The sequence below is a fragment of the Pigmentiphaga sp. genome (assembly GCF_019689535.1).
In the GTDB taxonomy this organism is placed as follows: Bacteria; Pseudomonadota; Gammaproteobacteria; order Burkholderiales; family Burkholderiaceae_B; genus Pigmentiphaga.
This window is the reverse complement of record NZ_JADGHH010000198.1, coordinates 1-6111: the sequence shown is the minus strand read 5'-3', so window position 1 is coordinate 6111 and position 6111 is coordinate 1. Positions and strand designations below refer to the sequence as shown.

Below are 6111 nucleotides of genomic sequence, written 5' to 3'. Positions count from 1 at the left end.
AAGCATGGTGGGCCTTCGCGCAAAAAGGCCTCACTTTACGGAAAAGTGGCTCAGATTTACTTTGCACTTCGTGGCTCATTTTTACTCTGCGCGCAACACCGGACGGGCAATCACTGCATACGGAAGCTCATGAAAAGGAATGCGCATCATCGTTTCTTCTGCAACACGCATGGGCCGCACCCTGAGATGAGCTTCATGAATGCGATTAGCTAGCGACTCCTCGCCCTCTATTGCGTCGACCGCCTTGCAAATAGCTCCATGGAAAACATCAATCATTTCCCCTGCGGCGCGAAGTTGCATCACGCGTTCTTCAGCGGCCTGCTTCCGTCGCGCTTCAGTTTGCTGACGAGCTATTCTTCCGGCCCAATATATTGCAGCAATGGAGCCAACGGCCTGAATCCAGGCAGCCGCGGTGTTTGCCGCTTCCCTATGCCACCCGAACACAGCCGACCAAACGGCGACCAGCGCCGCTCCCCCGACGACATAGGCCATGCCGATAATGAAACGATCCATACGCCCCCCCCGGCGGGGATCGTATTTCATGGTCGGTGCCCTGTCATGAGGGAACACCCCATCCTGCTCAGCGCCGGATGGGCTGAGCGATCCTCGACGGCAGGCGGGGGGCGAGGACTTCAGGGTGCACGGCCGGCGCCACACGCGGGCGAGCTGGCGCGTGGATGCTGGAACTCCCCCTGGTGAGGCTGAAGGAAGCGGAGGGTGGGAGACGATAGAGATGGTGCGGAAGTATGCCCATCTCGCGAGAGAGTTACCTGGCCACGCACGCAAACGTGGTCACGTCTCGTCCACGGCAGGCCAGATCAATGGCAGTGGAAACAAAAACGCCGCCTGGCCGGGCGGCGTAATTGCCTGATTTTTTTAGTAAAACTGGCGGAGAGGGTGGGATTCGAACCCACGGTACGGGGAAACCGTACGCCTGATTTCGAGTCAGGTACATTCGACCACTCTGCCACCTCTCCGTGCACCTTAGGGCGCTTGCCTGGGTCGTGGCGAACCAGACAACAGCCCTAAACTATAGCACGAAACAGGGTGGTTTGTCTCCGCAAGGCTAATCCGTGATCTTTTTGTATACCGTCAGCCCCAAGACCAGGAAGATCACGAAAAGGATGAGGAACAAGAAGAACAGGAACTTGGCGATGGCGGCCGCGCCCGCGGCGATGCCGGTGAATCCGAACAGCGCCGCAATGATCGAAATGACGAAAAATATCAATGCCCACTTCAGCATGGCTAGCTCCTCCCGGGGGTGAACATGCATCTACCCTAGCCTAGGCGTTAGCGGGCCGCGCGCCGCGATTGTTACGGAGTGAGTCGCTCCAAGCCGCCCATGTACGGCCGCAGTGCCTGGGGCACGACGATGCTGCCGTCGGCCTGTTGATAGTTTTCCAGCACGGCCACCAAGGCTCTCCCTACTGCGAGGCCCGAACCGTTGAGCGTATGCACGAGTTCCGGTTTGCCCTGGGCGTTGCGGAAGCGCGCCTGCAGGCGCCGAGCCTGGAAGGCTTCACAATTGGACACTGACGAAATCTCGCGATACGTGCCCTGGGCCGGGAGCCAGACTTCGAGGTCGTACGTCTTGGCGGCGCCGAATCCCATGTCGCCAGTGCACAGCAGCACCACGCGATACGGAAGTTCCAGTTTGCGCAAGACGTTCTCCGCGTGGCCAACCATTTCTTCCAGCGCCTCGTAAGAGCGCTCGGGATGAACGATTTGCACCATCTCGACTTTGTCGAACTGGTGCTGGCGAATCATGCCCCGCGTATCGCGACCGGCGCTACCCGCCTCCGAGCGGAAGCATGGCGTATGGGCGGTCAGTTTGATGGGTAGCGCATCGGCGCTGAGAATCTCGCCGCGGACCGTGTTGGTGAGCGTGATCTCGGACGTCGAGATGAGATAAAGCTCTTCCCGAGGTACCGGATTGCCGTTTTCGTCGACCGACTCGCCGCCTTTCGTGACCCAGAACATGTCGTCCTTGAATTTGGGCAGTTGGCCGGTGCCCACCAAAGTTGCCGTATTAACGATGTACGGCGTATAGCATTCGGTGTAGCCGTGCTCGCCCGTCTGGACGTCCAGCATGAACTGCGCAAGCGCGCGATGCAGCCGTGCGATGGGGCCGCGCATGAGCGTGAAACGCGAGCCGGACAATTTGACCGCGGTTTCGAAATCCAAGCCCAATGGTTCGCCCAGCGCCACGTGATCCTTGGGTTCGAAGGGCAACGGCGCCGGATCGGCACCGGTGGGGCTCCAGCGACGCACTTCGACGTTGTCGTCGCTGGATGCGCCGTTCGGGACGCTGGCGTGTGGCAGGTTGGGAACGGCGAGCAGCAGCGCCTGCATGTGGCGCTGGATGTTCGCGAGCTCTTCCTCCAGCGCTTTCAGGCGGGCCGGAATGGCCTGCGATTCGGCCAGCACGGCGGATGCGTCCTCGCCCTTGGCCTTGAGCATGCCGATCTGCTTGGCGAGCATATTGCGCCGTGCCTGCAGGTTTTCCGTCTCCGTCTGCACCGACTTGCGCCGCGACTCGAGCGAGTTGAAACCATCGAGGTCTAGCGTGTAGCCCCGGTCTTTGAGCCGGGCGGCCACTGCCTGGATGTCTTTGCGCAGCAGAGCGATATCGAGCATGGGAAAAGCCGTGGTGAGAAAATAAGGGGGATGACGCCGCCTGGGGGCGCAGCCCCCGGCGATGAATCTTTCATTTTAGCCTCCCCGGAAACGCTCAGCCCATGGACGCCAAGGCCGCAGGCTGGGACCCAGTGCCGGAGCCCTTTCCGAACGCGTCAACCCTTCTTCGCTTCCTTGTCCAGTTCGCGCAGGAAAGCGAGCTTCTGGGCGATCTTGGCTTCCAGCCCGCGGTCGGTCGGTTGATAGAACGTGGCCCGCACGCCCTCGGGGAAGTAGTCGACGCCCGCCGCATAGGCATGTGGCTCGTCGTGCGGATAGCGGTACTGCTTGCCGTGGCCCAATTGCTTGAGCAGTTTGGTGGGCGCGTTGCGCAGGTGGATGGGAACCGGCGCGGTACCGTGCTCGGCCACGAAACGCCGCGCTGCGTTGTAGGCGGTATAGACCGCGTTGGATTTCGCCGCGCATGCCAGGTAGACGACGGCCTGCGCGAGCGCCAGTTCGCCTTCAGGCGACCCTAGGCGCTCATAGACTTCGGCCCCTGCCCTGGCGATGTCCAGCGCACGCGGATCGGCCAAGCCCACGTCTTCGACGGCCATGCGGATGATGCGGCGGGCGAGGTAGCGGGGATCCGCGCCCCCGTCGAGCATGCGGCAGAACCAGTACAGCGCTGCATCGGGGTCCGAACCGCGCACGGATTTGTGCAAGGCGCTGATCTGGTCGTAGAACGCGTCGCCGCCTTTGTCGAAGCGGCGCAGGTTTTGCGAAAGCGCCGTCTCCAGCCATTCCGTGTCGACCTTGGTGCGTCCTGCCCCACGCGCCGACTCTGCCACCACTTCGACGGCATTGATGGCGCGGCGCGCATCGCCGTCGGCCCACGCCGCCAGCTGCTGCTGCGACGCTTCGTCGAACTCGACGTCGCCCAGCATGGCGATGGCTTTGGCGATCAGCAGCCTAAGCTCGTCGGCACTGAGCGACTGCAGCACGTAGACCCGCGCCCGCGACAGCAGGGCCGAATTGACCTCGAACGAGGGATTCTCCGTCGTCGCACCGATGAAGGTGAAAAGCCCGCTCTCCACGTATGGCAGGAAAGCGTCCTGCTGGGCCTTGTTGAAGCGGTGGACCTCGTCGACGAACAGGATGGTGCGGCGCCCCTTCTGCTGGGCCGCCTGCGCCGCGACGACCGCATCGCGGATGTCTTTGACACCGCCCAGGACCGCGGATATGGCGATGAACTGGGCATCGAAGGCATGGGCCATCAAGCGCGCGAGCGTGGTCTTGCCCACGCCCGGCGGCCCCCAAAATATCATCGAATGCGGCCGCCCCGACTGGAAAGCCACGCGCAGCGGCTTGCCAGGCCCCAGAAGATGGCTCTGCCCGACCACCTCGTCCAGGGAACGCGGCCGCAAGCGCTCGGCCAACGGCGCGGATGCGCCGGGGGCCGATGCGGAAGAAGCGTCGTCTGGAAAAAGATCGGACATGCGCCGCTCCGATCAGCGTTGGCCGGCTGGCTGTCCGTCCATGCGCACTACGTCCGCGCCGGGCGGCGGCGTGAAACGGAAGGCGTCTTGCGGCAAGGGAGGATTGCGCTCAATGCCGCTGAAGGTGATGGCCGTAGTTTGGCCGAATGCGTCATGCAGTTCCAGCCGCACGGGCAGGCCGCCCTGGAAGGCGATGTCCATGCGCGAGAAGCCGGCGTCCGGACTTTTCGGGGTGGCGCGCAACCATTGCAGTCCATCGCGCTCGGGCTGCTCGACGAGCTCGAAGGATTGCTCGAGCGAGCCCGAGCCAAACAGGATCTGCGCGGGCGATGACCCGATGACCTCGCCAACCGGGCGCACGGTGACCTGGTTCAGGTCCGGATCGTATTGATACAACTGCTTGCCGTCCGAGACGATTAACTGTTCATAGGGCTTGGCGACTTCCCAGCGGAAGCGCCCGGGGCGCTGGAAGGAAAACACGCCGGACTGCACGGGCGCGGCCTGACCGGATGCCCCGCGCGTGACTTGGGAAAACTGGCCGCGAGCGGCCTGGGTGTTGCCCGCGAACGCCCGCAGCTGGTCGATGGCCCCCGCGCAGGCGAGTGTCGGGGCGGCCAGCAGTACAGCCAAGCCCGCCCCCGCGAAGAAACGCGCGAACCGGACGGCGGTATGGGGAAAAGGTGTCATGTAGGATTCTCCGTAGCGCAGCGCGGCGGGCATGACCGCTATTCGCCCTGGCTGGCGGGCACGAGGATCTCGCGGTTGCCGTTGGACTGCATCGCCGACACCATGCCCGCACGCTCCATTTGCTCGAGTAAGCGGGCGGCACGGTTGTAACCAATGCGCAAATGACGCTGTACCAGGGAAATCGACGCCCGACGGTGTTTGAGCACGACTTCCACCGCCTGGTCGTACAAGGGGTCGGACTCGGCGTCCGCCATTCCAGTCACGCTGGTCAGTCCGTCGCCCGTCTCGCCCTCGACGATGCCTTCCAAAATGCCTTCCTCGTAATTGGGCTCGCCCAGGGTCTTCAACTGTTCGACCACGCGATGCACTTCGTCGTCGCTCACGAAAGCCCCGTGTACCCGGGTCGGCAGGCCCGAGCCGGGCGGCATGTAGAGCATATCCCCTTGTCCGAGCAGCGTTTCGGCGCCCATCTGGTCGAGAATGGTGCGCGAATCCACCTTGGACGACACCTGGAACGATATCCGGGTCGGGATGTTGGCCTTGATCAAGCCGGTGATCACGTCCACGCTGGGGCGCTGGGTGGCGAGGATGAGGTGGATGCCTGCGGCCCGGGCCTTCTGCGCCAGCCGCGCAATCAGCTCTTCGATCTTCTTGCCCACCACCATCATCAGGTCGGCCAGCTCGTCGATAATGACCACGATCATGGGCAGGGGCTGGAGCGGCTCGGGCGATTCGGGCGTGAGCGAGAAGGGGTTGGGGATAGGCTCTTCGCGCTTGATGGCCTCCTGCACCTTGGTGTTGTAGCCGGCCAGGTTGCGCACGCCGAGCTTGCTCATCAGCCGGTAGCGCTTGTCCATTTCCGCCACGCACCAGTTGAGCGCATTGGCGGCCTGGCGCATGTCGGTCACGACGGGCGCGAGCAAGTGGGGGATGCCCTCGTAGACGCTCATTTCGAGCATCTTGGGATCGATGAGGATGAGGCGCACCTGGCTCGGATCGGCCTTGTACAGCAACGACAGGATCATCGCGTTGATGCCGACCGACTTGCCCGAGCCCGTGGTACCGGCCACCAGCAGGTGCGGCATCTTGGCCAGATCGGCCACGACCGGCTTGCCCGCAATGTCCTTGCCCAGGGCCATGGTCAGGACCGAGGAGCTGCCGTGATAGGTCTGCGAGCCGAGGATTTCGGACAATTTGACGGTCTGGCGCCGCGCATTGGGCAGCTCCAGCCCCATCAAATTCTTGCCGGGTATGGTTTCCACCACCCGTATGCTGACTAGGCTGAGCGCCCGGGCAAGGTCTTTGGCCA

General features: G+C 63.1%; 6 protein-coding genes and 1 tRNA gene. All 7 read right to left on the bottom strand.

The window, feature by feature from the left end; all coding sequences use genetic code 11:
- Positions 1–81: 81 nt before the first annotated feature.
- Positions 82–543, bottom strand: a complete 462-nt coding sequence (locus tag IRZ12_RS14705; protein WP_296469855.1) for a hypothetical protein — start codon at positions 541–543, stop codon at positions 82–84.
- Positions 544–886: 343 nt separating this feature from the next.
- Positions 887–977, bottom strand: a tRNA-Ser gene (locus IRZ12_RS14700).
- A gap of 89 nt (positions 978–1066) precedes the next feature.
- Positions 1067–1243 carry a DUF1328 family protein gene (locus IRZ12_RS14695; RefSeq protein ID WP_087783244.1) on the bottom strand — a complete coding sequence of 59 codons (177 nt, stop codon included), beginning with the start codon at positions 1241–1243 and terminating at the stop codon, positions 1067–1069.
- A gap of 71 nt (positions 1244–1314) precedes the next feature.
- Positions 1315–2637, bottom strand: coding sequence for a serine--tRNA ligase (serS, locus tag IRZ12_RS14690; RefSeq protein WP_087783245.1), 1323 nt, complete (start codon positions 2635–2637; stop codon positions 1315–1317).
- 155 nt (positions 2638–2792) lie between these two features.
- Positions 2793–4115: a replication-associated recombination protein A gene (locus IRZ12_RS14685; RefSeq protein ID WP_087783246.1), complete on the bottom strand. Its 1323-nt coding sequence runs from the start codon at positions 4113–4115 to the stop codon at positions 2793–2795.
- Between the two features lie 12 nt (positions 4116–4127).
- A complete protein-coding gene (gene lolA / locus IRZ12_RS14680) occupies positions 4128–4802 on the bottom strand; it encodes an outer membrane lipoprotein chaperone LolA (RefSeq protein WP_087783353.1) in 675 nt (224 codons plus the stop codon).
- Between the two features lie 38 nt (positions 4803–4840).
- Positions 4841–6111 (bottom strand): DNA translocase FtsK (locus IRZ12_RS14675; protein ID WP_296469832.1); only part of this gene is annotated, 1271 nt, incomplete at its 5' end.